Source organism: Mycobacterium adipatum (genome assembly GCF_001644575.1).
GTDB lineage: Bacteria > Actinomycetota > Actinomycetes > Mycobacteriales > Mycobacteriaceae > Mycobacterium > Mycobacterium adipatum.
The window spans coordinates 642,913-667,315 of record NZ_CP015596.1; the positions used below are offsets into that span (position 1 = coordinate 642,913).

The following is a 24,403-nucleotide window of genomic DNA, read 5'->3' on the forward strand; positions in this document are numbered from 1 at the left end:
CGTGCTGAGGGATTCGCCGTGCGCCGTTGGTTGCAACTGGGTGCGGCCTCGGCGGGAATGGGCGCCGCGTTGTGGGGCCTGTCCCTGGCCGGACCCCAGACCGGAGTCGCCGCGGCCGACACCGACGGCACGTCCTCGGCATCCTCGAGTGCGTCATCCTCCGGTGCGTCGGGGTCCGACAGCAGTCGGTCGGTGCGGTCCGTGCGGACGGTTCGGTCGGCGGACAATCCCCGACGCACACAACGCATATCGGATGCCGACGAGCGGGCCGAGATCGCCGAGAGCGGCGATGAGAGCACAGACGACGGCGGCCTGGAAACCGAACAGCCCGATCGCGACGCCACGCAGGCCCCGGCGGCCGGCACCGAGGCGGTGAACGCCGCTGCGGCAGAGCCCGTCTCGGCGCCGGCTGCGGCTCCGTCGCCCACCCGGTCCTGGCAGAGCCCGTATCAGCGCTGGGTGGCCCGGTCGCTGGAGGCCTGGAGCGCCGACAGTCTGGCTTGGATCGCCTCGTTGCCGGCCCCGGAGCAGACCAAGGAGCAGTTGGAGGCATCCTTCTTCGCGATTCGCCGCACGTTCTTCAACCAGGCGCCGACCATCGACCCCGTCCAGATCAGCGGCGTGCTCGACGGTCCGGTGACCGGGACCCTGGGCGGCCACGATCCCGACGGTGACAGGCTGATCTACGTCCTGACCCGCGGACCCAAATCGGGGACCGTGCAGATCAGCCGGGACGGCACCTTCACCTACACCCCGGGCGACGACTTCGACGGCGTCGACGCCTTCCGGGTCACCGCGATCGATATCGGCTTCCATACCAATCTTTTGGAACCGCTGCGGCCGGTGGGCAGCAACCCACTGCGGTCGTTGATCAATCAGGGTGCGATCAGGTTCAGCTTCGACTACACCGAGGGCGCCGAGCACTGGACACCGGAGCGTCGTGAGGCGCTGCAGAACTCGGCCGACGCCCTGATTCTCTACTTCCGGGTGCTGAACCCGGTCGTGCTCGCCTACACCGTCCGCGGTCAGGACAACCCGGACTCGACCACGTTGGCGTCCGCCGGCAGCAGCCTGATCAGCACGGATCCCGGATTCTGGGACACCGTCGTACAGCACAAGTTGGCCACCGGCATCGATGCCAACGGTGCGGCGGCCGACGGGCGGATCACGTGGAACTTCGGCAGCGAGTGGGGTCTGGGGGACAGCGTCGGTGCCGACGAATACGACTTCCAGTCGACGGCCATGCATGAGTTGCTGCACTCGTTCGGGTTTCTGTCCCTGACCGGGGAAGCCGGCAACAACGAGAATGACTACTGGTCGACCCTGGACAGCTTCCTGGTCAACGAGGATGGTGATCGCCCGATCAACCGGCGCTTCGAGTGGGACACCGACTTCGATCCCATCCTCACCGGCCAGGCCGGCAAGCTGTACTTCGGCGGCCGCCAGGCGTCGGCGGCCTACGGCGGGTATGTGCCCTTCTACAGCCCGAATCCGTGGGAAGAGGGCAGTTCGGGCAGTCACACCGATGACGCGACCTTCACCCTCGACGGCGCACTGCTGATGAATGCCCGCACCGGTACCGGGCCCGGTGTCCGGGAGCTCAGTGCGATCGAGGTCGGGATCCTGCGCGATCTCGGCTACATCGTGGTGATCCCGGTCCGCGTGGGTGAGCCGTGATGCCCCGCAGGATCTCGATCAGCTTGCCCGGCTGATCGCCCTGCACCGAATGCCCGGCCCCGTCGACGATGTGGGTCTGCCGGAAACCGGGCGCCCGGTCGGCGAACGCCGCGGCGTCCTCGTCGTTGACGAAGTAGGAGTCGGCGCCGCGCACCAGTGTGGTCGGCATGGTGATGGACACGACGTCGTCCCACAGGCCCAGGAAGGACTCCGGCATGCCCGCACTCTTGTCGGTGACGCCCCTGCGCATCGAGTCGTAACGCCAGGTCCAGCTGCCGTCGTCGAGCCGCTTGGCATTATGGAACACGCCGCGCCGCAACGAGTTCCGGTCGCGGTGCGGCGCGGCCGCGATGGTGACGTCCAGCATCGCGGCAAATGACGGGAACGTTCGCTCGCCCTGCACCAAGGCCACGGCGCCGAGCTGCGCCTTGGACATCTGCTCATGGCGTTCGGGGGCGGACGGAGTCACGTCGACGAGCACCAGTTCAGGTACCAGGGCCGGTTCGGTGGCCGCGATGCGCAACGCGGTCAGCCCGCCCAGCGACATGCCGACCACGAGGCGGGCCTCGGGAGCGTGCTCCCGCAGTACCGGTTTGACGGTCTCGGCGTTGACCTTCGGTCCGTAGTCGCCGTCCTCGCGCCAGGCCGAGCGACCGTGCCCGGGCAGGTCGATGGCCAGTGCCGGCAGCCCGAGCCCGAGGATGACGGTGTCCCAGGTGTGCGCGTTCTGCCCGCCGCCATGCAGGAAGACGACCTGCGGTGACTCCGAACCCCACTTCACCGCGCTGATATCGCCGAGGTCCATCCGCCGGGCCGGCGGAATGTCGGCGACCCCGGCCTGCTCGGCATTCTCGTGCAGCAGGGCGAACTCGTCGAGACCGAGAAGTTCATCGTCGGAGACCATCAATCGACTGTATAGAACCCGGTTCGAGACGAACACCCTCACCCGAACACCGGGCCCGGCGCGGGCGGATCGGCGAATATCGCTGGCATCACGAAGGTCTGCAGGTAGCGGCGCGCCACGTCGGGGGTGTCCGATCCGGGGACGACGCCGAGCAGCAGGGTGAGCGCGGTCGTCATCAGGAAGGTGGCGATGTCGCCGGGGGCGAGCCCTGGGCGGAAGACGGCTCCGGCGTGTTCGGCGATGGCCGCCACCAGCTGTTCGATCTGTTCGGGCAGACCACTCGCATTGGCGATCAGGTGGGCGATGGTGCCGTCCTCGGTCTGCTCGGACAGCGTCATCAGCAGTGGGTCGTGGATCAGCTCTGTCGAGACGATCACCAGGCTCTCTACCAGAAGCGTTGGCAGGTCCGATGTTTCGGGTAGACGCCCGAGGATCTGCGCCTGGTGTACGCCGGTCTTGCGCCGGACCAGCGCTTCCAGCAGCTTCTGCCGGTTCGGGAAGTGTTGGTAGATGGCCGCCCGTGAGTAGCCGGCCCGTGCGGCGATGCTCTCCATCGTCGAGGCCTGGAAGCCGCGCTCCAGGATCAGTTCCTCGGCCGCGTCCATGAGCGCGGTCCTGGCCTGCTCGGCGGTGTTGCCGCCGCCGGCGGGTCGGCCGCGGGGGCGCGGAGAAGAGGCTGGCACGGTCCGTCCTGGGTCGGTGGCGTCCCAGTATGCCGTACGGGCAGGCGCGCGGTACGTATATAGACGCATGGCATAGTTTGTATATATATTGTCGAGGTCCGGCGGCCCCGCCGGCTCAGGAGGGGGAAACGCGTGCGATATCGCGGGGGAGTACTGATCGTGGCCTGCTGGCTGTCGGCGATCGTCATGGCGGGTATCGCCCTGGCGGTCGCGCCGCATGCGGCCGCGGCGCCGGATTCGACATCAGGTCAATCGAATTCGACGGCGACGGGCGCGCGGGACACCAAGCTCGCCGCGCGTGCAGGCGCCCGCGGGGCGCCCAACCTGGCACCCCGCACGAAACCCCGCAGTGCCATGGCGCCGGACCGCAGCGCGACTACGACGCGGACACGGGTGAGCGCCGCCGTCACTCCTGCCGCGGAGGCCGAGATCGATATTCGCAGCCAGCCGGTGCAAGCCACGGCGCCGGATGCCCCGAGGGCCGCCGCGCAGTCCACCCCACCCCGCAAGCGCGCACCCTCGTTGGCCGACCTCATCGGTTCGGTCGTGCTCAATGTGGTGGTGGGCGCGATCCACCTGGCCGACGGCCCACCCGTGCTACCGCCGGGATCCACCGTGACCGTGCGGACTTCGGGCTTGCAGGTGCCGGTGGGCAACGGTCGCACCGTGCAGGCCGACTGGTATTTCCCCGAGGATGCCGACGAATCGACCCGGCTCGTCTATCTGCAGCATGGGTTCCTGGCCAGCGGTCCGATGTACAGCTACACCGCGGCCCGGTTGGCCGAACGCACCAACAGCATCGTGGTCGCGCCGTCACTCTCGTCGAACTTCCTGGATCCCGGTGCGGCGTGGGTGGGCGGTGCGCCGATGCAGCGGGCGGTGGCCGACCTGTTTGTCGGGGACCGGGAAGCCCTGGTGCGCAGCGCAAGTGCGGCCGCGGGCGGCACGGTGGCGTTACCGCAGAAGTTCGTCCTGGTGGGCCACTCGGCGGGGGGCACCTTGGTCACCGCGGCGGCCGGGTACCTCGCCGACAACGGCGGGATCACCGATCTGGCCGGGATCGTCCTGCTCGACGGTGTCGAGCCATCGGGGTCCCGCGCCGTCGAGGAGGCGCTGGCCAAGCTGACCGGCCCCAACGACCGCCCCGTCTATCTGATCTCGTCGCAACGCTACTTCTGGAGCCGTGGCGGCGATATGGCCGACAAGCTGGGCGCGGCGCGCGGGGACCGTTTCAACGGTGTCAGCCTGGAAGGCGGTTGGCACAGCGACTATCTCTACGGCGGCAATCCGCTCATCCAGCGCGCACAGTATCTGATCACCGGGGTCTCCGCCAAGCGTAATGTCGCTGCAGCGCAGGATATTTCGGCCGGCTGGGTCAATGACCTGTTCGCCGGTACCCGCTCTGACGGCATCTACGGCGCCGCCGGGGAGCGGATGTCGATCGTGACCCCGGACGGAACGGCCACGGCGGTCGTGCTGCCGCTGGGTCCGGCGCGACGCACGCCCCTGCAGCGCGTGGTCGACGGATTCTTCACGGTGATCTTCGACTGGGCCGGCCGCAACGTCTTCGTCTACGAGCCACTGCACGTCTGAGGCCGCACCGACGATTGCACCCACCGCCAAGACCTCTCCGGTCCGACGGTGGGTGCAGTCGTGTGTGTCGGGGATCAGCCCTGGATGAAGGCTTCCAGCTGGGTGCGCGCGACGTCGTCGGCCAGCTGCTCCGGCGGGCTCTTCATCAGGTACGCCGAGGCGGGCAGGATCGGGCCACCCAGGCCGCGGTCCTTGGCGATCTTCGCGGCGCGCACGGCGTCGATGATGATGCCCGCCGAGTTCGGCGAGTCCCACACCTCGAGCTTGTATTCCAGGTTCAACGGGACGTCGCCGAAGGCGCGGCCCTCCAGGCGGACGTAGGCCCACTTGCGGTCATCGAGCCAGGCGACGTAGTCCGACGGGCCGATGTGCACGTTCTTGTCGTACACCTTGTCGGCCAGCGAGCCGGTCAGGTTGCTGGTGACGGCCTGGGTCTTGGAGACCTTCTTGGACTCCAGGCGCTCGCGCTCGAGCATGTTCTTGAAGTCCATGTTGCCGCCGACGTTGAGCTGGTAGGTGCGGTCCAGGGTGACACCGCGATCCTCGAACAGCTTGGCCATCACGCGGTGGGTGATGGTGGCGCCGACCTGGCTCTTGATGTCATCGCCCACGATCGGCACACCGGCGTCGGCGAACTTCTTGGCCCACACCGGATCCGAGGCGATGAACACCGGCAGCGCGTTGACGAAGGCGACCTTGGCGTCGATGGCGCACTGGGCGTAGAACTTGTCGGCCTCTTCGGACCCGACCGGCAGGTAGGACACCAGCACGTCGACCTTGGCGTCTTTGAGGACCTTGACGACGTCGACGGGGTCGGCGTCGGAGACCTCGATGGTCTCGGAGTAGTACTTGCCGATGCCGTCGAGGGTGGGGCCGCGCTGCACGATGATGTCGGTCGGCGGCACGTCGGCGATCTTGATGGTGTTGTTCTCCGACGCCCCGATGGCCTCGGACAGGTCGAAGCCGACCTTCTTGGCGTCCACGTCGAACGCGGCGACGAACTTCACGTCGCGGACGTGGTACGGCCCGAACTTCACGTGCATCAGGCCGGGCACGTTGGTGTTCTCATCCGCGTCGCGGTAGTACTGCACACCCTGGACCAAGGAGGACGCGCAGTTGCCGACTCCGACAATCGCGACCCTGACTTCGGTGGACTCAGGCTTCGACATGGTCATTCTCCTTTGGATCCTCGTGCTCGGTGATGTTCACGGCTGTGTTTCCGGGTTGCCCTGTGCGACGCGTTCGGCCGCGATCAGTTCGTTGAGCCATCTGACTTCGCGCTCACTGGACTCCAGGCCCAGCTGGTGCAGTTGGCGCGTGTAGCGGTCCAGCGACGTGCTGGCCCGTGCGACCGCCTCCCGCAGACCCTCCCGGCGTTCCTCCACCTGTCGGCGACGGCCTTCCAGGATGCGCATCCTGGCCTCGGCGGGCGTGCGGTTGAAGAACGCCAGGTGCACGCCGAAGCCGTCGTCGGTGTAGTTCTGCGGTCCGGTGTCGGCCACCAGTTCGGCGAAGCGTGCCTTGCCGGTGTCGCTGAGTTGATAGACGCGTCGGGCGCGGCGCATCTTGGGGGTTCCGTCCGGTGCGGCGTCCTCGACGATGAGACCGTCGGCCTGCATACGCCGCAGCGCCGGGTACAGCGAGCCGTAGGAAAAAGCGCGGAAAGCGCCCAATAACCCCGTCAGGCGCTTGCGAAGTTCGTAGCCGTGCATCGGCGACTCCAGCAGAAGTCCCAGAATGGCGAGCTCCAGCATCGAATCACCTCCCCCGTACGATCTACTGACCGCATCCGTTTGTCGGTCGCTACGACGGACCAACACCTCGGCAAAGTGTATCGCGCCGATATATATGGCGCTAGTTGGCCAGCACACCCCGACGATCGGCACGCGACGCCGGGGTGTCCGGGAGATGAACGTTTCAGGGGCTGGGGTAGTTGATGCGTTTGACGCTGGCGTCGCCGTTGAACTCGATGTAACCGCTGTTCCCGAACTGCGGCGAGACGTAGACGCTGATCTCGATGCTCTCCGGCGGTGCGGTGGTGTCGGAGTTCGGGCCGATGCTGATGTGGATCTGCTTCACCTCGGCCGGATCGATGCCGAGGGTTTCCGGGGCGCCGCGGATCAGGCCGACGAAGGTGGGCACATCGAAGGCGGCCAGGTCGACGACGCGGGCATCGCTGCTGACGCTGGTCTCCGAGGGGTCGTCCCATCCGCCGCGGTAGCTGTAGCGCAGCACCCGGCGCGGCTCGTTCGGGTCGGGCCGTTCCAGGGATGCGTAGTCGTCGAAGATCGTCAGGTCGTAACCCGAGGTGTCACCGAACTTCTGCTTCATCTGCTGGAACAGCCCGTTGAGGCCGCCCAGGGACTGCAGCTGGCGCGGCGCGGTGAGCACCGTGGCGGGAATCCCGTCATCCTTGGCGCCGGGGTCGGTCTGGAAGCTGAACGGAGATGACGTGTTCCCGTACAGGCCCCAGCCGATCGCGATCCCGAAGAGCACCAGGACCGCGGCCGTCGCGATGCGCAGACCCCACCCGGCGCGGGGGCTCATGACGGCCGCGGTGCGCTCCGGCTTGAGGTGGGGCAGCTTGACCGGGGAACTCGTGATCTGCAGATCGGAGACCAGCGACTGCAGATCACCGAGTGTCGCCGCGCGGGTCGCCGCGGCTACCCGCTGCCGATGTTCCTCCATGGACAGCTGGCCCTCACTGAGCGCGCTGTCGAGCACCTTGCAGGTGTCGTCGCGGTCGGAGTCCTTTGCGCGGGTGCTCGCCGTCTGTCGGGTGGCCACGGAACAAGATCGTAGGACGCGGGAGCTCAGCTCGGGTTTTCGACGCGTTTCACGACGCCGGCCGGGTCCAGATAGATGAACCCGTCCAGCCCGGATTTAGTGGTGACCCGGATCAGGGTCTCCAACGCGCCGGGCGTGCCGGGCTCGGCGATGTGGTCGATGTCGAGATAGCTGTCCTGCACATCGCCCGGCGCGATCTGCAGGGTGGCCGGCGCCGATTGCCACGCGGCGACTGTGGCACCGATATCGATCGCACTGAGATCGACCAGGTCGTCGGTATCGGAGCGGGGCGAGGACGACGGGTTTCCCCAGCCCCCGCGATAGGTGTAGATCAGCTTGCGGGTGTCACTGGCGGGATCGGGCAGCGACAGAAACGCCTGGTCGGGCCGAAAGGCCAGTTCATAGCCCATGGTGCTGCCGAAGCGCTTGCGGATCTCGTCGAGCACCCCGGTCATGCCCTCGACAGTGTCCATGTGCCTGGGCAGCTTCAGCACGGCCGGCGGCACGTCGTCCACGGGTGCCGGCGGGCCCTTGGTGATCGCCGCCGGGGGCTCCGGCGTTTCCGGCACCGCGACGCTCGAGGGTTCCGCGGGTGCGTCCGAGTCGGACGCGACACCCCAGCCGACGGCCGCGATCAGCGCCACCAGTCCGGCGGACACCGCAATGACGATCCCGCGGCGACGCTGTTTGGGCGGGAGCGGCTGCGGCAGGGGATCGTCGATCTGCAGGTCGTCGAGCAGTTCGTGCAGCTCGGCGAGGGTGGCGGCCCGGATGGCGGCGTCGATGCGGCGCCGGTGTTCGGCCATCTCGAGCTGGCCTTCGCTGAACGCGCGGTCCAACGCCGTGCACGTGGCGTCGCGGTCGGCGTCACGCGCCCGTGTTCGTGCTGTCTGCCGTCCTGCCACGACGAATGATGGTAGAAGTTCTGCGGTCATCCCGCTGCCGTCGCGCCTCGGTAGCTGAGGGGCCGACGTACTCTGGTGATCGTGCGACTGCAGCGACAGGTGGTGGATTACGCCCTGAGGCGTCGGTCCCTGCTGGCCGAGGTGTACTCCGGGCGGACCGGTGTCACCGAAGTCTGCGATGCCAATCCCTATCTGCTGCGCGCCGCCAAGTACCACGGGAAAACCAGCTCGGTGATGTGCCCGATCTGCCGCAAGGAACAGCTGACGCTGGTGTCCTGGGTGTTCGGCGAGCATCTCGGTGCGGTGTCGGGTTCGGCGCGCACGGCCGAGGAGTTGGTGCTGCTCGCAACCCGTTATGACGAATTCGCCGTCCATGTGGTGGAGGTATGCCGCACTTGCAGTTGGAATCATCTGGTCAAGTCGTACGTGCTCGGCACGCCGCGCCCGAAGAACGGGACGCGCACCAAGAGCACTCGAACGGCGCGTTCCGGCGCGCGTACGGCCAGTGAATAGCGAAGGGCGCCAGAGCAGGTCAGCGGACGAGGGCGGAGACGCGCGGCCCGCTGGCTTGGGTGCCTCCCGCCCGAACCCGCCCGCGCACCGCAAGCCGCCGACGGGTGGCGTTCCCGACGACCGTAAGACCGCGCTGATCCCGCCGGTGCGGCACGAGGTGGCGCCGCACCTGCGCGACCCCATCGATGTCGTCAAGGCCGCTCTCGACGGCGGGCCGCCGCGCCGGCCTCCCACACCCCCGCCGCCGGGCGGGCCCGGCGGGCCGCCCCCGCCGCCGGGGGCCGGGCCGCCCAAGGCCGGCAAGTTCCAGTGGAAGTGGGTGCGCCGAGCGCTGTATGCCGCGCTGGTGCTGTTCGTGGCGCTGCCGATGATCACCTTCGGAATGGCCTACATGATCGTCGATGTGCCCAAACCGGGTGACATCCGCACCGCGCAGGTCTCCACCATTCTGGCCAGCGACGGCAGCGAGCTCGCGAAAATCATTCCGCCCGAAGGGAACCGGGTCGACGTGAAGATCGACCAGATTCCGGTGCAGGTGCGCAACGCGGTGATGGCCGCCGAAGACCGCGACTTCTACTCCAACCCGGGTTTCTCGTTCACCGGGTTTGCGCGGGCCTTCCTGAACAACCTGTTCGGCGGCGGCGGCGGTCTGCAGGGCGGCTCGACGATCACCCAGCAGTACGTCAAGAACGCGCTCGTCGGCGACGAACGGTCCGGTATCGGCGGGCTGGTGCGCAAGGCCAAGGAACTCGTCATCTCCACCAAGATGTCGGGGGAGTGGTCCAAGGACCAGGTGCTCGAGTCCTATCTGAACATCATCTATTTCGGCCGCGGCGCGTACGGCATCTCCGCGGCGGCGCAGGCGTATTTCGGGAAGCCGGTCGAACAACTCAACGTGGCCGAGGGTGCGCTGCTGGCGGCGCTGATTCAGCGGCCGTCCACGCTGGATCCGGCCGTCGACCCGGAGGGCGCGGCCGACCGGTGGAACTGGGTGCTCGACGGCATGGTCGAGATCGGCGCGTTGTCGCCGGCCGACCGGGCTGCGCAGGTGTTCCCGCCCACCGTGGCGCCCGACTTCGCCAGTACCGCCAACCAGACCACCGGACCCAACGGGCTGATCGAGCGGCAGGTCACCAAGGAGCTGCTCGAGCTCTTCGACATCACCGAGCAGACCCTGAACACCGAGGGCCTGAAGATCACCACCACCATCGACCCGCAGGCGCAGAAGGCCGCCGAGGAGGCCGTCGCGGAGACGCTGGATGGCCAGGACCCGGACATGCGGTCGGCGGTGGTGTCCATCGATCCGCGCACCGGCGGGGTGAAGGCCTACTACGGCGGCTCCGACGCCAATGGGTTCGACTTCGCCCAGGCGGGTCTGCCGACCGGCTCCTCGTTCAAGGTGTTCGCTCTGGTGGCGGCGCTGCAGCAGGGCATCGGGCTGGGCTACAACATCGACAGTTCCCCGCTGGAACTCAACGGCGTCAAGATCACCAACGTCGAGGGCGGCGGCTGCGGCACCTGCAATATCGCCGAGGCGCTCAAGCGGTCGCTCAACACCAGCTACTACCGGCTGATGCTCAAGTTGCAGAACGGGCCGCAGGATGTGGCCGATGCCGCGCACGAGGCCGGGATCGCCGAGAGCTTCCCGGGCGTCGAGCACACCCTGAGCGAGGACGGGCAGGGCGGGCCGCCCAACAACGGCATCGTGCTCGGCCAGTACCAGAGCCGGGTCATCGACATGGCCTCCGCGTACGCCACGCTGGCCAATTCCGGGGTCTACCACCGCCCGCATTTCGTGCAGAAGGTGGAGGATTCCCAGGGCAATGTGCTGTTCGACGCCGCCAACGGTGGCGACGAGGGTGAGCAGCGTATCGATTCCGCGGTCGCCGACAACGTGACCGCGGCGATGGCGCCGATCGCCGGGTACTCCAACGGACACAACCTGGCCGGCGGGCGTCCGTCGGCGGCCAAGACCGGCACCAACCAGCTCGGTGACACCGGGGCCAACCGGGATGCCTGGATGGTCGGCTTCACCCCGTCGCTGTCCACCGCGGTCTGGGTGGGCACCACCGGCGGTGACAAGCCGTTGGTCAACCAGTGGGGCGGCCCGGTATACGGCTCGGGTCTGCCGTCGGACATCTGGAAGGCCACCATGGACGGTGCCCTCGAGGGCACCGACAACGAGACGTTCCCGAAGCCCACCGAGATCGGTGGTTACGCCGGCCCGCCCGCCGCACCGCCACCGCCGCCGTCGCCGGACCCGGCCCTCCCGCCGCCGCCGTCGGAGACGGTGATCCAGCCGACGCTGGAGATCGCGCCGGGTATCACCATCCCCTGGGGTCCGCCGACGACGGTGCCGGTCGGCCCGCCGGTGCCACCGGTGCCCGGTGATCCCAACGCACCCCCGCCGCCCCCGGGCGCGCCGATCCCGCCGCCACCGTGACCGAGCGCGACGCGGGTACGGTTTCACCCGCGCCGCTCGCGGGAGATCGGCGCAGCGACGACGGCAGGGATATGCCCAGCCGCAACGACGCGCTCGGCGCGGCGCTCGCCGGGACCATCGGCGGCCCGGTCGGTCGGCACGCCATGATCGGGCGGTCCCGGTTCTGGACGCCGCTGCGGGTGATGCTGTTGATCGGCGTCGTCTTCCTGGCGCTGGGGTACTCCACCAAGGCGGCCTGCCTGCAGTCCACCGACAGCGGCACCGCGGCGCAGCGCGTCGCCAATTGGGAGAACCAGCGCGCCTACTACTCGCTGTGCTACTCGGACACGGTGCCGCTGTACACCGCAGAACTGTTGAACCAGGGCAAGTTTCCGTACAAGTCCAGCTGGATCGAGAAGGACGCCGACGGCGAACCGCATGTCGTGTACGACGGCAGCCCGCCGGTGCGCTACATGGAATACCCGGTGCTGACCGGCATCTACCAGTACCTGTCGATGTCGCTGGCCAAGACCTACTCGGCGCTGACCACGCTGGTGTCGGTGCCGCTGGTGGCCGAGGTGGTGATGTTCTTCAACATCTCGGCGTTCGGGCTGGCGCTGGCCTGGCTGCTGACGGTCTGGGCGACCGCGCTGCTGGCCGGCCGGCGCATCTGGGACGCCGCGCTGGTGGCGGCCTCCCCGCTGCTGATCTTCCAGATATTCACCAACTTCGACGCGCTGGCGGTGGCCTGCGCGACGGCGGCGATGCTGGCGTGGTCGCGACGGCGACCCGTGCTGACCGGAGCGCTGATCGGAATCGGGGTGGCGCTCAAGCTCTATCCGGCGCTGCTGCTCGGCCCGTTGCTGGTGCTGGCGTTGCGCACCGGCCGGATGCGCGAGTTCACCAAGACCGCTGGGTCGGCGTTGCTGGTCTGGGTGCTGGTGAATCTGCCTGTGCTGGTGCTGTTTCCGCGCGGATGGTCGGAGTTCTTCCGGCTGAACTCCCGCCGCGGTGACGATATGGACTCCATCTACAACGTGGTGAAGTCGTTCACCGGCTGGCAGGGATTCGACCCGGGGTTGGGATTCTGGGAGCCACCGACGGTCACCAACACGGTGACCGCGTTGTTGTTCCTGGCCTGCTGCGCGGGTATCGCGTATCTGGCGCTGACGGCGCCGCAGCGTCCGCGGTTGGCCCAGCTGGCCTTCCTGGTGGTGGCGGCGTTCCTGTTGACCAACAAGGTGTGGAGTCCGCAGTTTTCGCTGTGGCTGGTGCCGCTGGCGGTGCTGGCGCTGCCGCACCGGCGCATTCTGCTGGCCTGGATGACCATCGACGCGCTGGTGTGGGTGCCGCGGATGCTCTACCTGTACGGCGAGCAGAACCGGGGGCTGCCCGAGCAGTGGTTCACCGCGACGGTGTTACTGCGCGATATCGCCGTGCTGGCGCTGATCGTGCTGGTGGTCCGCCAGATCCGTCGGCCCGAACTCGACCTGGTCCGCCATCACGGCAGCATCGACGACCCGTCCGGCGGGGTGTTCGACCGGGCGCCGGACAACCCGCCGCGGTGGCTGCCGACGTGGCTGCGGCCGACCGAGTCGGACCCGCTGCCGGCGCCCCCACCCGAGGATGCCCGGAGCGACGATTTCGCAGATCAGCACCCGTTCCGGTAACCTAGCCCGGTTGCCGACGCAGGCGACCCTCCTGCCACGGACACGCCGTGGCCGCAACGACCATAGGAGGTGATGGGTTCCTTATGCGTCCATACGAAGTCATGGTCATCCTTGACCCCACTCTTGACGAGCGCACCGTAGCTCCCTCGCTGGAGACGTTCCTGAACGTCATCCGCAAGGACGGTGGCAGTGTCGACAAGGTCGATATCTGGGGCCGCCGCCGGCTGGCCTACGAGATCGCCAAGCACGCCGAGGGCATTTACGCCGTCGTCGATCTGAAGGCTGAGCCCGCGACCGTCTCTGAGCTGGATCGCCAGCTCAATCTGAACGAGTCGGTGCTGCGCACCAAGGTGATGCGGACCGACAAGCACTAGTCCGTTTCGCGTCGGGGCGACACCTATGTGTACGTCGGTGCGGTTCCGTAGGCTCGCCTGCGACTGCACTTGTACGCATACGCCGCTTTGACTACACGCCCAGGAGGATCTCGTGGCTGGTGACACCGTCATCACTGTTATCGGAAACCTGACCGCTGACCCGGAACTGCGTTTCACGCCGTCCGGTGCCGCGGTTGCGAACTTCACCGTGGCTTCCACGCCGCGGACGTTCGACCGCCAGACCAATGAGTGGAAGGACGGCGAAGCGCTGTTCCTCCGCTGCAACATCTGGCGTGAGGCGGCCGAGAACGTGGCCGAAAGCCTCACCCGCGGTTCGCGGGTGATCGTGTCCGGCCGGCTCAAGCAGCGGTCCTTCGAAACCCGCGAGGGTGAGAAGCGCACCGTTGTGGAACTCGAGGTCGACGAGATCGGCCCCTCGCTGCGTTACGCCACGGCCAAGGTCAACAAGGCCAGCCGCGGCGGCGGAGGCGGCGGGTTCGGTGGCGGTGGTAACAGCGGCGGTGGTGCGCCACGTGGCGGCGGCTCGGACTCCCAGCCCAAGGACGATCCGTGGGGCAGCGCCCCGGCGGCCGGTTCCTACAGCGGCAGCGACGACGAACCGCCCTTCTGACAAGAATTTTCAGCAGGTTTCAAGAAAGAGATTGACCCATGGCCAAGACCAACAAGCGGCGGCCGGCACCGGAAAAGCCGGTCAAGACCCGCAAGTGCGTGTTCTGCTCCAAAAAGGGCAAGAACCAGATCATCGATTACAAGGACACCGGGCTGCTCCGGACCTACATCAGCGAGCGCGGCAAGATCCGTGCCCGTCGGGTGACCGGCAACTGTGTCCAGCACCAGCGCGACGTCGCCGTCGCGGTCAAGAATGCCCGCGAGGTGGCTCTGCTGCCATTCGGTTCGTCGACGCGGTAGGGGAGAGACACACCATGAAGCTGATTCTCACCGCTGAGGTGGAACACCTGGGTATCGCCGGCGATTCGGTAGAGGTGAAGGACGGCTACGGCCGTAACTACCTGCTGCCCCGTGGTCTGGCGATCGTGGCCAGCCGTGGCGCCGAGCGCCAGGCCGAGGAGATCCGTCGGGCCCGCGAGGTCAAGGAAGTTCGCGGCGTCGAGCACGCCAACGAGCTGAAGAACGCGCTGGAGGGTCTGGGCACCGTCGCGCTGCCGGTGAAGGCCGCGGCCGACAGCGGCAAGCTGTTCGGTTCGGTCACCCCGAACTCGGTCGTCACCGCCATCAAGAAGGCCGGCGGACCGAACCTCGACAAGCGCACCGTCGAGCTGCCGAAGGCGCACATCAAGGCCACCGGCACCTACCAGATCAGCGTGAAGTTGCACCCCGGCGTCTCGGCCGCGGTGGCGCTGAACGTCACTGCCGAGTAGCAACAGTTCGTAAAACGCCCGGGTGGGAAGCACGTTGCTTCCCACCCGGGCGTTGCTGTGCCGCCAGCGAACTTGTTGCCGCAACTCGCCCACAGCAACGTCTACCGGCTGTTAACCTGTTCGGCTTCAAAACGCAATCCAACACGCCCGGATGCGCAACCCGGCCCGACACGCCGTGCCAGTTAGTGTCCACAGCGTCAGATAGCGGGAAGCAGCGTCCTACCTGCACCGAGTTCTCGAAACTCGAACTTTGTGCACAGGTTTTCCACAAGGCGTCAACACCGCTGACCGAAGCTGTGCACACGCCATCCACAGGTTCGCTAACAGGGTCCGGTTGCACGGGCTGTAGCAAAGCCTTACGTTTGCCGTCGCGACTGACCGTGCCGAGACGTGTCAGTGCCGCTCGGTACTGTCATGACAGAGCTGATCGAACATGCGTTCGTCTCGTTTCAGAAGGGGGAGGTGGAGCGCTTCGTGGCTGTCGTAGACGATTTCAGTCATTCCGGTGACCCGGGAATCGATGAGCCGCCCCGCGAGGACATCGGGCGCCAGCCGCCCCAGGACATGGCCGCCGAGCAGGCCGTGTTGGGCGGCATGCTGCTCTCCAAGGACGCGATCGCCGACGTCCTGGAGAAGATGCGGCCCAGCGACTTTTACCGCCCCGCGCACCAGGATGTCGCGGAGACGATTCTCGATCTCTACGACCGCGGGGAGCCGGCCGATGCCGTGACCGTCGCCGCCGATCTCGACCGGCGCGGGCTGCTGCGCCGGGTCGGCGGTGCGCCGTACCTGCACACCTTGATCTCCACCGTGCCCACGGCGGCCAACGCCGGGTACTACGCCACCATCGTGGCGGAGAAGGCGCTGCTGCGCCGGCTGGTGGAGGCCGGCACCCGCGTGGTGCAGTACGGCTACGCCGGTGCCGACGGCGCCGATGTGCACGACATCGTCGACCGCGCGCAGGCCGAGATCTACGACGTCTCCGATCGCCGGCAATCCGAGGACTTCGTCGCGCTGGAAGATCTGCTGCAGCCCACCATGGACGAAATCGACGCCATCGCGTCCTCGGGCGGCATCTCGCGCGGGATCCCGACCGGATTCGTCGACCTCGACGAGATCACCAACGGTCTGCACGGCGGGCAGATGATCATCATCGCCGCGCGGCCCGGCGTGGGGAAGGCGCTGGCGCTGGACACCCCGCTGCCGACGCCGACCGGCTGGACCACCATGGGCGACGTCTCGGTGGGCGATGAGCTGCTGGGCGCCGACGGTGAGCCGACCCGCGTCGTGGCCGAGAGCGGCATCCTGCTCGGCCGGCCCTGCTACGAGGTCGAGTTCTCCGACGGCACCGTGATCGTCGCCGACGCGCAGCACCAGTGGCCGACCGGCTACGGGGTGCGCACCACGACGCAGCTGCGCAGTGGGCTGGACAGCGTCGCCCCGGCCGGCGCGCCGGTGGCCTCGGCGCACGGCACCGCAATGGTGCTGGCGCCGCCGCTGCAGATCGTCGAGGTGCGCCGCGTGGACAGTGTCGCGGTGCGTTGTGTGGAGGTGGACAACCACCGCCACCTGTACCTGGCCGGTCGCGGCATGGTGCCGACGCACAACTCGACCCTCGGCCTGGACTTCATGCGGTCCTGCTCGATCAAGCATCGGCAGGCCAGCGTCATCTTTTCGCTGGAAATGAGCAAGTCCGAGATCGTCATGCGCCTGCTCTCGGCCGAGGCGAACATCAAGCTCGGCGATATGCGGGCGGGCCGGATGAACGATGACGACTGGACGCGGCTGGCACGCCGGATGAGCGAGATCAGCGAAGCGCCGCTCTACATCGACGATTCGCCGAACCTGACCATGATGGAGATCCGGGCCAAGGCGCGACGGCTGAAGAAGAAGGCCGATCTGCAGCTCATCGTCGTCGACTACCTGCAGCTGATGAGCTCGGGTAAGAAATACGATTCGCGCCAGCAGGAAGTCTCGGACTTCTCTCGAAGCCTCAAGCTGATGGCCAAGGAACTGCACGTGCCGGTGGTCGCGATCAGCCAGCTGAACCGCGGACCAGAGCAGCGCACCGACAAGCGGCCACAGGTCTCCGACCTTCGTGAATCCGGCTGCATGACCGCCAACACGCGAATCCTGCGGGCCGACAACGGCGCCGAGGTCACCTTCGGTGAGCTGATGGCCACCGGCGAGCGCCCGCTGGTGTGGTCACTGGATGAGCGCAAGCGCATGGTCGCCCGGCCGATGACCAACGTGTTCCCCAGTGGGCACAAGGAAGTTTTTAGGGTCAGGTTGGCCTCTGGGCGCGTCGTCGAGGCGACTGCGAACCACCCATTCCACACGATCGATGGGTGGATCCCGCTGGGTGAGTTGGCAGTTGGTGCCCGAGTCGCTGCGCCGCGTCGAGTGCCGGAGCCGGTACATACCGAGCGCATGGACGAGTCCGAGATCATCATGCTCGCCCATATGATCGGCGATGGCTCCTGCGTGAAGCGCCAGCCGATCCGCTATGCCAGCATCGATGAACAGAACCTGCTGGCGGTCACCAAGGCCGCCAAGCACTTCGGAGTCACCGCAGTGCGCGACGAGTATCCGGCGGCGCGGGTGACGACGTTGCGGATGCCGGCACCGTACCGCTTGACCCACGGCAAGCGGAACCCGATCGCGGCCTGGCTGGACAAGCTGGGTCTGTTCGGCAAGCGCAGCTACGAGAAGTTCGTGCCGCAGGAAATTTTCGCGCTGCCGAATGACCAGATCGCGGTATTCCTGCAGCACCTGTGGGCCACCGATGGGTCGGTGCGCTGGGACGCGAAGTTCGGCCAGGGCCGCATCTACTATGCGTCTACGAGCCGACGTCTTATCGATGACGTGGCACTCTTGTTGCTGCGGATGGGAATCTACGGCCGAATCTACAAGGCGAGAAAAGCTGGATATCGCGACAGCTGGCACCTGCAGGTCCAAGGCGTCGAAAGTCAACGGCGATTCTTGCGGCTCATCGATGCACATGGCGCCAAGTTCTTCGCCGCCAGGGAGGTCTTCAGCAAGCTGCAGGACATCGCTCCGCACCCCTCTTTGGACACCGTGCCCAAAGAGGTTTGGACCAAAGTCCAAGAGACGCTCGTGCGTAAACAGATGACCCATCGAGAATTCGCCGCTGCGATGGGAATCAAGTTTTGTGGGTCCACGATGTGGAAGCACTCGGTCAGCCGTAAGCGATTGCAGCGCGCCGCGACGCTGCTGGACGATCGTGAACTGCAGGAGCTTGCAACGAACCACGTCTACTGGGATTCGATTGTCGCGATCGAAAGCGTTGGAGCGCAGGATGTTTACGACGGAACAGTCGCTGGAACCCATAACTTTGTGGCCAATTTAGTTAGCCTGCATAACAGCCTCGAGCAAGATGCCGATATGGTCATGCTGTTGCACCGCCCGGACGCCTTCGACCGGGAGGACCCGCGCGGTGGCGAGGCCGACATCATCCTCGGCAAGCACCGCAACGGCCCCACCGCGAATATCACCGTGGCGCACCAGCTGCACCTGTCGCGGTTTACGAATATGGCGCGGTAGGCGCTGGGAGCTGTGGCTTCTCAAGTTTGATGTCCATTTCTCAAGTGAAATGTCCACTCGATGTCCAATTGGACATGAAAGTGAGAATTTGGTGAAAGCTAGCGTTCCCACCAACCACGCGTTAGGCACCGGCGCAGTCCGGGCCGCTCGGGGCGTTACTACCGGCGAGTTGACCGGATACCGGCGTCGAGAACCGCCGCACGCTGACGCACTTGGACCACAGCGGTGCCCGGTACAAGCGGGCAACCGTCGTACCCACATTCGAATGTCAGACGTGGCCAATACAGTTCGGATTTGTTCGTGTGGCGTGTGTATACGGGGGTGGAATCGATCACGATGGCAACTGCAACTGCAACTGGGTGGTTGGCGGATCTGACGGATCTTTACACACCGACTCCGTCACAGTTCGACGGTGCCCGCACGCATCGTACGGCCATCGAGTCCCGTTTGGCTCTCCATCTAGGCGTACACGACATGTTCGAGATTGGATCGCTGCGTCACGGCACAGGGGTGTGGCAGTTCAGCGACGCTGACTACTTGGTGTCTTTGTCGGGGCGACGTCCCGAGTCGCCTTGGACGGTGTTGAACAAGGTAAAGGAACAACTGCAAGCACGCTTCATCGGCACCAATGTGGTAGTCCGACGGCCTGCGGTCGTCTGCAGATTCGAGGATGGCGACGTCGAGGTAGTGCCGGCATACCCGAGTGCCTCGGGGTATTGGATAGCTAATCCGGCCGACGGTTGGATGCTGACTCATCCCAGGGAACATAACGTCTACGTCACCCGAGTAAATGCGAAGCATGAAGGCTCCGTCAAAAGGCTGGCACGCCAGGTAAAAGTATGGAAATACCGTCGAAACGTACCGATTTCGTCATGCTATCTCGAGATGCGTACAGCTCAGCACATGGATGGTGAGGCTTCGTATGTACCGCTCTGGGACCTTTACTTGACACTAAAAAAGATGCGCGATGCTGGCTTGGCTTCTTTAAATGATCCCACTGGGCTAGGTTCCCGCTTCGGGGCTTGCTCGTCGGAAGCGAACCGAGTGGCCGCTCTAATTAAACTCGACACTGCAGTAGGTAGAGCGCTGAAAGCGAAAGATTATCAAATCGACGGCGATGAACCGAGCGCCATCGCGCAGTTGAAGCTGCTCTTCGACAGGTGAGAAAGTACGCATGCGCAATCAGCCGCAATACCTGCCACCGACAACGCCAACGATCCTGGCCCGACAGAACGATGTTGATTCACTCCGCCTTTTGATCGCCCAAAGAAAATTGTATAGTCGGGCAAAGCGATGGCTCGCACTACGGTGGACCGGTATGTTATTCATCGGCGTAGGTGCCCCTGTGCTGGCACTTTTCTGGGGTTCATCCGCGCTTTACGTTGGAGCTGCAGCCAGCTTGTGGCTCTTTCTTGGTCGGACACTGCTTGTGCTTATCCAGAACTCGTTGACCACGAAGGCGGCGACAGTGCAGGAGCAGTTCGACATCTTTGTGTTCGATATGCCTGATAACAAAGAGCGTTCGAGCATGCCGTCACTGGAAGACATCGCCAAAATCGTCGGGCCCAGCGATAAAATAGTTGAGACCGCCAAACGGGAAAAGTTGCTTGACTGGTATCCGCTTGACGCGACAGACTCTGGCGCCGTGTCCGTCGCAGTTGCGCAACGCGCCAATGCCTCCTATGCAGACAGCTTGCTCCGCTCGACCGCGATCGTCTGGGGTGTAGCGACGGCATTGTGGGTGGTGATCGTCTCCGTCGTGAGCCTTCTGTCAGATGTGTCTGCGACGACTTTTCTTCTAGGGGTAGTAATCCCACTGCTGCCGGCGTTGCTCGACGTAATTCAATATGACCTTGGTGTATGGAAATCCGCAGGAGAACGCCGAGATTTGGCTAAGATAATCGAGAGTCACCTGAGCCGTGTCGCGGGTGCGGTCGACGGCCAGAACCTTTTGGTTTGGCAGGAAAGGCTGTTCGACCTCCGTCGTTCTGCGCCGGAGGTTCCTGACATGCTTTATAAGATCCGGCGAAAGATTAACGAACGTGCGATGCATGCAGCCGCTCGCCAACTGAGCGCCCGCGCGAAGGATGGCCGTTCCTGATGGCCGCGACCACTGTCCAGGCTTTTAACGAATTCAAGGAAAAACTGCGGTTAACCGATGCGCAGAAAGACCTTGTTAAAGGACGCCGATCATCGGCCGCTAGTTATCTTGGTGACGCTTTTCCGACCACAAGCGATCTGCCACTCGCGTCATCGTACTTAATGGGCTCGGCCGGAAGGGACACGATAATACGACCGCTCGATGATGTCGATGTGTTGGCAGTGTTCACGAATAAAGATGACATCTTCAACAAAATCTACCGCTACGACTCACAGAAGTTTCTTTACCGGGTACGAGATGCAATTAGCAACTACAAAGTTGAGGTTGTCGGCGCAAGAGGTCAAGCCGTGCGCCTATTCTACAAGTCGCAGCCGCACGTAGACATTGCTCCCGTCTTCAAGTGGTCGAGCGGAGGTTACGGCCTACCAAATGGCTCCGGCGGGTGGTTGACGACGGATCCCTACGCTCACAGTGCATGGATAGCCCAACGTCACAAAGATCTTGACTATCGACTGAAGCCAATGGTGCGCATGCTGAAGCGTTGGAATAATGTGCACAGCAAGTACTTGAAGGGGTTTCATTTAGAAGTCATGATCGCAACGTTGTTTTCTAGCTTAAGCGGCGATTCACGTGACGCTTGCGAGAAATTCTTCCAGTGGGCTCAGTACAATCTGACGGTTGCTGATCCGGCCGGTCATGGAGGCGACCTGTCGAGCTACCTGACGCTGGCAAATCGCGCGTCAGTGCTTTCGAATCTGGAAGCGTCGAGAACAAGGGCAGTTAACGCCAACGCAGCTGAAGCTGATGGTGATCACAAAGAGGCAGTACGGCTCTGGCGGATAGTCTTTGGTAGCGAGTTCCCGTCCTTCGGGTAGGACGAACGCTACATCCTTCGCACCGCGCGACGCCGGTGAGCGCGGGCGGACGCCAGCGCTACCGAGCAACTTTGCAAGTCTCTGAGTGGTCCCGGTGGCGATGACGTCGCCTTGCCGGAGTTCCAGTAGCCGGGGCCCGGGTGCTGCCGTCGACATTGTGGACGTCGAAACTGGCCGGTGGGCGCCGCCGATGCCAGTTGATACTGTGCTGCTCGCAACAACATCCGTTCGGCTGCTGGTCCGGCGTCGCTACAAGACGTCGCTGCCCCTATCCCGTTCATCCAGTCAGACAAGATCGCGGCTTCCAGTCCCGCCCGGGCAGAGTGCCCAGCCGTTTCCAGCGCTCTTCGGCCAACGATTCCTTCGCGCGGCTCTGCCGTTGCGTCGCGACCTAGGAGCCGAGCCTGAATCCGGTTGCACTGGTGTAGCTCTCGGGCGGCGGGCGTGGCCGTTCTCGTCGGCGTAATCTGAAGTTGCGCACCGGTGACGGCAGCGACCGCCTCATCAATGCATTGGCCGTTCACGGTGACGTTGCCGAGGTAGCTGTGCTCCGTGCACATCTCGCGCCGGCGCCGATCACGTGCAGATACATCTGATCAGGTGAGAACTCGGCGCCACATCCGTCGCCGATGTTCTGGTGCACGTGTCTCCTTGAAGAGAGGACGGTGTGTCACGATGAACGCATGTCGGGCAGAGTAGAACATCGAACTAATACCGACGAGGAAATCGTCTCGCGAGTACAAGACGAGTTGGATCGCCGAAACTTCGCTGAGCGAATCGCCCACCGAATGACAGGAGCTGGCGCCGGGCCCAGCGTTGTCTTCGGTCTCGCAGGACCCTGGGGCTCGGGCAAGTCTTCAACGCTAAACATGATCCAGGAATGCTTCGAGGAGAAGTTTGATGATGAATGGGCTATTGCGCGGTTAACTCCTTGGTCTGCCACCGACATAGGCACTCTTTTCGACGAGTTTTATAGCTCTGTGGCGGGCGCAATGCCTGACACTGAACCGGGAAGAACTGCGGCGCGGAAGCTGCGGGCGATGGCGCCGGTAGGGGTAGCCGTCGGAAAGGCGGTAGGGCGGGCCCTAATCGACAAGTACGTGGGTGAAGGTGCCTCCGCAGATATCGCTGACGCCGCAGTCGGTTCAATGGCCGATGCTGCAGGGGAGTTCCGCTTCAACGACGATGCGTTCGTCACCAGGTTTATGAAAGTTTCTCAAGCGATCCGTGCGGCAGAACGCAACGTGTTGGTGATGGTCGACGACGTTGATCGTCTCCATGTTGACGAGCTGCTATCGCTGTTTAAAGCAGTGCGACTGCTGGGCCGCTTCGACTGTGTGCACTACGTCCTTTCGTACGACGAGACAACGATTCTCGATGTTCTTGAGAGTTCTGACATCGCCAAGGGGAACCGCGAAAGGGCCGCTGCGTATCTTGAGAAGATTATTCAGTATCCGTTCGTTCTGCCGCCAATCCAGGAGGTGCAACTTCGCGAGCATATTTTGCGTTCACTCACAGAAGTTGCTGGCGTGCATGATGTTTCATTGGACCCTCGCGACGAGGATCGCCCGGCGGGTCCGCTACAAACTATTATTGAGTCCATACCGAAAGCTCAGCGCGCTAGCTTGACGCTGAGAGCCGTTAATCGGCTCGCGAGTCAGGTCGACATCTTCCTGACGCTGGTGGGTCCGCGTGAGGTGGACTTCGTCGACGCCGTCCTTCTCACCTTCCTTCGACTCTACTACCGAGATCTTTATCATCAGCTACCTATCTGGAGAAGCGATTTAACTGGAGCGGCGAGACTGTCGTTCTCGTCCCATGATTCTGTGGACTGGAAGGGGCGGATCACCACCGCGGTGAACCGCAGTGGAACCGAGCCCATCGTCGAAGACCTTTACCAGCTCCTGAGTGCATCCTTCCCGCGCGTACGCAATTTGGTGATGTCGTCAGACCCAGATGGATGCCGGGTCTGCCAAAGCGAGTACTTCCCGCGGTATTTCACGCTCGGCATACCAGTGGGAGACGTATCAGACTCTCAGGTTCGGGCAGAGTTCGAAACGCTCTGCAAAACAGGTGAACTCCAACCAGAATCGGCGATCACGGCGGCTTTGACGCAGCGCGATCGGTGGTCTCCCGTGCTGGGGAAAGCGCGGCGCAATCTCGGCATGATCGACAAGGCAACCCCAGAGACGGCTTTCGCTGCAGCCTTGGCGTTGGGCGGCTTCGTTCTCATCGACATTCCAGCGCTATCAAACTGGCTGCCTGTTGTGGCGCTGTTCCTGGAGCGTGCCGTCAAGTCTGTCGACGACGTCGCGCGATCACAGAGCTTCGTGAACAGATTTAGGCAAGAATTTGGCTTGATCCCGACCGCGCATACCCTGGCCGAGTTTGGGCGTCGTGACGCTGGCACCGACTCCGCCATGATTCTAGCGAGCCAAAGTGTCCGAGACGAGGTCCTAGCAGCGTGCATGCGTGATCTGATGCGTGACGTCAGTTCAGATAATCCCGACGCGCCGACGCTACTCCGCTTTGCCGGATTTCTCGACGATGACTTGCTAGATCGACTGCGTCGCTTCGCAGCACAAGAACTGGCAGAGGGGCGCACGTCAGTGCCGGGGCTGGCCGGTAGGTTCCTTCGCCTGCCACAGCCCCACTTCGAATCAGGCGACCCCTACATTCTCATGTCGCAAGCATTTGCCAGCGTGGTACCACTCGGCGAGTGGCGTCTGGAGATGAATCCGGATGAGATCTCGCACGGTGAGTACCTGGCGGATGGTTCGTTGCCGGACCGCATCAGATTCGCGCAGACGATTCTGAAAGAGGCAGTCGGAGGGGGCGTTAACGCGGATAGCGTCGCGTACGAGAAGGAAGACTAGAGAGTCTTCCTCGTTGTAGGTTTGTGCTTGTAGCTACGTCGGGTGCTCCAAGTGCAAAC

Annotated in this window: 20 protein-coding genes; 14 read left to right on the forward strand and 6 right to left on the reverse strand. The window is 64.6% G+C overall.

The annotated features are described in order from the left end of the window. Positions 1-18: 18 nt before the first annotated feature. Positions 19-1,677 carry an Ig-like domain-containing protein gene (locus A7U43_RS02930; protein ID WP_231963504.1) on the forward strand — a complete coding sequence of 553 codons (1,659 nt, stop codon included), beginning with the start codon at positions 19-21 and terminating at the stop codon, positions 1,675-1,677. Here A7U43_RS02930 and A7U43_RS02935 read toward each other — a convergent pair. Next, positions 1,601-2,581, reverse strand: a complete 981-nt coding sequence (locus tag A7U43_RS02935; RefSeq protein WP_067990918.1) for an alpha/beta fold hydrolase — start codon at positions 2,579-2,581, stop codon at positions 1,601-1,603. The two genes, A7U43_RS02930 and A7U43_RS02935, sit on opposite strands and share 77 nt — an antisense overlap. Before the next feature lie 38 nt (positions 2,582-2,619). Further along, positions 2,620-3,264 (reverse strand): TetR/AcrR family transcriptional regulator, encoded by a 645-nt coding sequence (locus tag A7U43_RS02940; RefSeq protein ID WP_067990919.1) that lies wholly within the window; start codon positions 3,262-3,264, stop codon positions 2,620-2,622. Positions 3,265-3,423: 159 nt separating this feature from the next. Between A7U43_RS02940 and A7U43_RS02945 the strand changes: the two genes are divergently transcribed. After that, a complete protein-coding gene (locus tag A7U43_RS02945) occupies positions 3,424-4,857 on the forward strand; it encodes an alpha/beta hydrolase (protein WP_067990922.1) in 1,434 nt (477 codons plus the stop codon). A gap of 74 nt (positions 4,858-4,931) precedes the next feature. On the opposite strand, the gene A7U43_RS02950 is transcribed toward A7U43_RS02945, so the two are convergent. From A7U43_RS02950 to A7U43_RS02965, 4 genes are all read right to left on the reverse strand, one after another. Beyond that, positions 4,932-6,026, reverse strand: coding sequence for an inositol-3-phosphate synthase (locus A7U43_RS02950; protein ID WP_067990925.1), 1,095 nt, complete (start codon positions 6,024-6,026; stop codon positions 4,932-4,934). A 36-nt stretch (positions 6,027-6,062) separates the two neighbouring features. Continuing rightward, complete coding sequence (locus A7U43_RS02955; protein ID WP_067990927.1) at positions 6,063-6,611, reverse strand: PadR family transcriptional regulator; 549 nt, start codon at positions 6,609-6,611, stop codon at positions 6,063-6,065. A gap of 163 nt (positions 6,612-6,774) precedes the next feature. Then, positions 6,775-7,644, reverse strand: a complete 870-nt coding sequence (locus A7U43_RS02960) for a DUF1707 SHOCT-like domain-containing protein (RefSeq protein WP_067990930.1) — start codon at positions 7,642-7,644, stop codon at positions 6,775-6,777. A gap of 26 nt (positions 7,645-7,670) precedes the next feature. Continuing rightward, positions 7,671-8,549 carry a DUF1707 SHOCT-like domain-containing protein gene (locus tag A7U43_RS02965; protein ID WP_197499947.1) on the reverse strand — a complete coding sequence of 293 codons (879 nt, stop codon included), beginning with the start codon at positions 8,547-8,549 and terminating at the stop codon, positions 7,671-7,673. Positions 8,550-8,630: 81 nt separating this feature from the next. Between A7U43_RS02965 and A7U43_RS02970 the strand changes: the two genes are divergently transcribed. From A7U43_RS02970 to A7U43_RS03015, 12 genes are all read left to right on the forward strand, one after another. Beyond that, positions 8,631-9,062 carry a DUF5318 family protein gene (locus A7U43_RS02970; RefSeq protein WP_068001757.1) on the forward strand — a complete coding sequence of 144 codons (432 nt, stop codon included), beginning with the start codon at positions 8,631-8,633 and terminating at the stop codon, positions 9,060-9,062. Continuing rightward, positions 9,055-11,505, forward strand: coding sequence for a transglycosylase domain-containing protein (locus A7U43_RS02975; protein WP_418287673.1), 2,451 nt, complete (start codon positions 9,055-9,057; stop codon positions 11,503-11,505). Before A7U43_RS02970 ends, A7U43_RS02975 begins: the two co-directional genes overlap by 8 nt. Positions 11,506-11,576: 71 nt before the next feature. Next, positions 11,577-13,154: a glycosyltransferase family 87 protein gene (locus tag A7U43_RS02980; RefSeq protein ID WP_082902358.1), complete on the forward strand. Its 1,578-nt coding sequence runs from the start codon at positions 11,577-11,579 to the stop codon at positions 13,152-13,154. Positions 13,155-13,237: 83 nt separating this feature from the next. Beyond that, positions 13,238-13,528, forward strand: a complete 291-nt coding sequence (gene rpsF / locus A7U43_RS02985; RefSeq protein WP_057169208.1) for a 30S ribosomal protein S6 — start codon at positions 13,238-13,240, stop codon at positions 13,526-13,528. Between the two features lie 112 nt (positions 13,529-13,640). Continuing rightward, the gene (locus A7U43_RS02990) at positions 13,641-14,159 is read left to right on the forward strand and encodes a single-stranded DNA-binding protein (RefSeq protein ID WP_067990941.1); all 519 of its coding nucleotides are present in this window, start codon (positions 13,641-13,643) and stop codon (positions 14,157-14,159) included. 38 nt (positions 14,160-14,197) lie between these two features. Next, a complete protein-coding gene (gene rpsR, locus A7U43_RS02995) occupies positions 14,198-14,458 on the forward strand; it encodes a 30S ribosomal protein S18 (RefSeq protein WP_057169210.1) in 261 nt (86 codons plus the stop codon). A 14-nt stretch (positions 14,459-14,472) separates the two neighbouring features. Beyond that, positions 14,473-14,928 (forward strand): 50S ribosomal protein L9, encoded by a 456-nt coding sequence (gene rplI / locus A7U43_RS03000; RefSeq protein WP_067990943.1) that lies wholly within the window; start codon positions 14,473-14,475, stop codon positions 14,926-14,928. Between the two features lie 474 nt (positions 14,929-15,402). Continuing rightward, on the forward strand, positions 15,403-18,492 hold the full coding sequence (locus A7U43_RS03005) for a replicative DNA helicase (protein ID WP_068001760.1): 3,090 nt from the start codon (positions 15,403-15,405) through the stop codon (positions 18,490-18,492). A 336-nt stretch (positions 18,493-18,828) separates the two neighbouring features. After that, positions 18,829-19,656: a nucleotidyltransferase domain-containing protein gene (locus A7U43_RS29575; RefSeq protein WP_197499948.1), complete on the forward strand. Its 828-nt coding sequence runs from the start codon at positions 18,829-18,831 to the stop codon at positions 19,654-19,656. Positions 19,657-19,666: 10 nt separating this feature from the next. Next, positions 19,667-20,593 carry an S-4TM family putative pore-forming effector gene (locus A7U43_RS03010; protein WP_067990944.1) on the forward strand — a complete coding sequence of 309 codons (927 nt, stop codon included), beginning with the start codon at positions 19,667-19,669 and terminating at the stop codon, positions 20,591-20,593. After that, positions 20,593-21,468 carry an SMODS domain-containing nucleotidyltransferase gene (locus tag A7U43_RS29580; protein ID WP_156525824.1) on the forward strand — a complete coding sequence of 292 codons (876 nt, stop codon included), beginning with the start codon at positions 20,593-20,595 and terminating at the stop codon, positions 21,466-21,468. Before A7U43_RS03010 ends, A7U43_RS29580 begins: the two co-directional genes overlap by 1 nt. 683 nt (positions 21,469-22,151) lie before the next feature. Next, positions 22,152-24,344 carry a KAP family P-loop NTPase fold protein gene (locus A7U43_RS03015; RefSeq protein ID WP_197499949.1) on the forward strand — a complete coding sequence of 731 codons (2,193 nt, stop codon included), beginning with the start codon at positions 22,152-22,154 and terminating at the stop codon, positions 24,342-24,344. The last annotated feature ends 59 nt before the right edge of the window (positions 24,345-24,403 follow it).

Coding starts and splice junctions, on each gene's coding strand:
- A7U43_RS02935 (WP_067990918.1), bottom strand. CDS start 2,581: ATGGTCTCCGACGATGAACTTCTCGGTCTCGACGAGTTCGCCCTGCTG.
- A7U43_RS29580 (WP_156525824.1), top strand. CDS start 20,593: ATGGCCGCGACCACTGTCCAGGCTTTTAACGAATTCAAGGAAAAACTG.
- rpsR (WP_057169210.1), top strand. CDS start 14,198: ATGGCCAAGACCAACAAGCGGCGGCCGGCACCGGAAAAGCCGGTCAAG.
- A7U43_RS03010 (WP_067990944.1), top strand. CDS start 19,667: ATGCGCAATCAGCCGCAATACCTGCCACCGACAACGCCAACGATCCTG.
- A7U43_RS03015 (WP_197499949.1), top strand. CDS start 22,152: ATGTCGGGCAGAGTAGAACATCGAACTAATACCGACGAGGAAATCGTC.
- A7U43_RS02980 (WP_082902358.1), top strand. CDS start 11,577: ATGCCCAGCCGCAACGACGCGCTCGGCGCGGCGCTCGCCGGGACCATC.
- A7U43_RS29575 (WP_197499948.1), top strand. CDS start 18,829: ATGGCAACTGCAACTGCAACTGGGTGGTTGGCGGATCTGACGGATCTT.
- rplI (WP_067990943.1), top strand. CDS start 14,473: ATGAAGCTGATTCTCACCGCTGAGGTGGAACACCTGGGTATCGCCGGC.
- rpsF (WP_057169208.1), top strand. CDS start 13,238: ATGCGTCCATACGAAGTCATGGTCATCCTTGACCCCACTCTTGACGAG.
- A7U43_RS02950 (WP_067990925.1), bottom strand. CDS start 6,026: ATGTCGAAGCCTGAGTCCACCGAAGTCAGGGTCGCGATTGTCGGAGTC.
- A7U43_RS02955 (WP_067990927.1), bottom strand. CDS start 6,611: ATGCTGGAGCTCGCCATTCTGGGACTTCTGCTGGAGTCGCCGATGCAC.